This window comes from Pseudomonas fuscovaginae SE-1 (assembly GCF_000364705.1).
Classification (GTDB): domain Bacteria; phylum Pseudomonadota; class Gammaproteobacteria; order Pseudomonadales; family Pseudomonadaceae; genus Aquipseudomonas; species Aquipseudomonas fuscovaginae_A.
Genome location: NZ_AQOH01000052.1, coordinates 1 through 1,365 on the forward strand (window position 1 = coordinate 1; position 1,365 = coordinate 1,365).

The 1,365-nt window shown below is 55.4% G+C and carries 1 protein-coding gene; it reads right to left on the reverse strand.

Features of this window, described 5'->3' with window-relative positions; all coding sequences use genetic code 11:
- Positions 1–61: 61 nt before the first annotated feature.
- Complete coding sequence (locus K675_RS0105920) at positions 62–1,312, reverse strand: IS256 family transposase (RefSeq protein ID WP_026144966.1); 1,251 nt, start codon at positions 1,310–1,312, stop codon at positions 62–64.
- Between the last annotated feature and the right edge of the window lie 53 nt (positions 1,313–1,365).

The following is a 1,365-nucleotide window of genomic DNA, read 5'->3' on the forward strand; positions in this document are numbered from 1 at the left end:
GGGAGTGTCAGATTTTTTGTGTTCGGGCCGGTAACGGCCTGCCATCAGGCAGGCCCTGATTTCACCAGGTCGGCCTGATGAACCGATCTCCGTACAAAATCGCAAATTGATTCATCGCATTTTTCCAATCATGCGCCGCTGAGCCCCAATTTGCTGTGATGTTGCGCAGCCCCAGCCAGATTAATTTGGTCGCCGCATCGTCGTGCGGGAAGTGGCCACGAGTCTTGATGATCTTGCGTAGCTGGGCGTTGATGCTCTCGATGGCATTGGTGGTATAGATCACCTTCCGGATAGCAGGCGGGAAAACAAAGAATGGGATCACGCGATCCCATGCCCTTCGCCAGGCAGCCACCACCGTTGGATATTGCTTGCCCCAAGGCCCACGTTCAAACTCGTCCAGTGCCTGCTCGGCCGCTTGGTCGTTGATGGCCTGATAGATCGGCTTTAGGGCCTTGGCCAGTGCTCGACGTTTGTCCCAGGCTGCGTAATCAAGGCTGTTGCGGATCAAATGCACGATGCATGTCTGCAATGTCGTTTCCGGGAACACCGCGCTGAGCGCTTCTGGCATGCCTTTGAGACCGTCGGTCACGGCAATCAGCACATCCTCGACGCCACGAGTCTTGAGGTCGTTGAACACCTTCATCCAGAACTTCGCGCCTTCGGTGTTTTCGATCCAGATGCCCAGGATATCGCGCGTACCATCAGGCAAAACGCCCAGCGCCAAGTAGATCGCCTTGTTACGAACCAAGCCTTCTTCACGGATTTTGACGCGCAACGCATCAAAGAAAATGACCGGATACATCGGTTCCAAAGGGCGTTGTTGCCAGGCACCAATTTCCTCCATGACTTCATCGGTCACAGAGCTGATGAAGTCATGCGAAACGTCCGTCCCGTATTGCTCGGAAAGAAAAGCCCGGATCTCTCTAACCGTCATTCCGCGGGCGTACATGGCAATTATCTTGTCGTCGAAACCGGTGTAACGACGCTCATGCTTGGGGATCAGAATGGGCGAGAAACTGCCGTCACGGTCTCGGGGGATATCCAGGCGTAGCGGGCCATCGCCTGTCAGCACGGTCTTGCCACTCTTGCCGTTGCGCTGGTTGGTCTCATCCTCAGGGCGCTGCGCGCCCGGAGGATAGCCCAGGTGATGACCCAGCTCGGCGTTCAAAGCTCGCTCGATCAGTGCCTTCTTGAAAGCCGCAGAGGCCTCTTCGATGGCCTCTGCGGTCATCAACGGGGTGGCGGAAAACTGTTCAAGAAGCTCTTTCGGAACTGTCGGTAAAGCTCGAAGCGGTTTCTTTTTGGTTGGCATACATGCACCTCTTACTCATGGTATGCCCGAACACAAAATTTCTGACAGTCTCC

Excerpts from the sequence above, each read along its gene's own strand:
- K675_RS0105920 (WP_026144966.1), bottom strand. The coding sequence starts at position 1,312 with ATGCCAACCAAAAAGAAACCGCTTCGAGCTTTACCGACAGTTCCGAAA.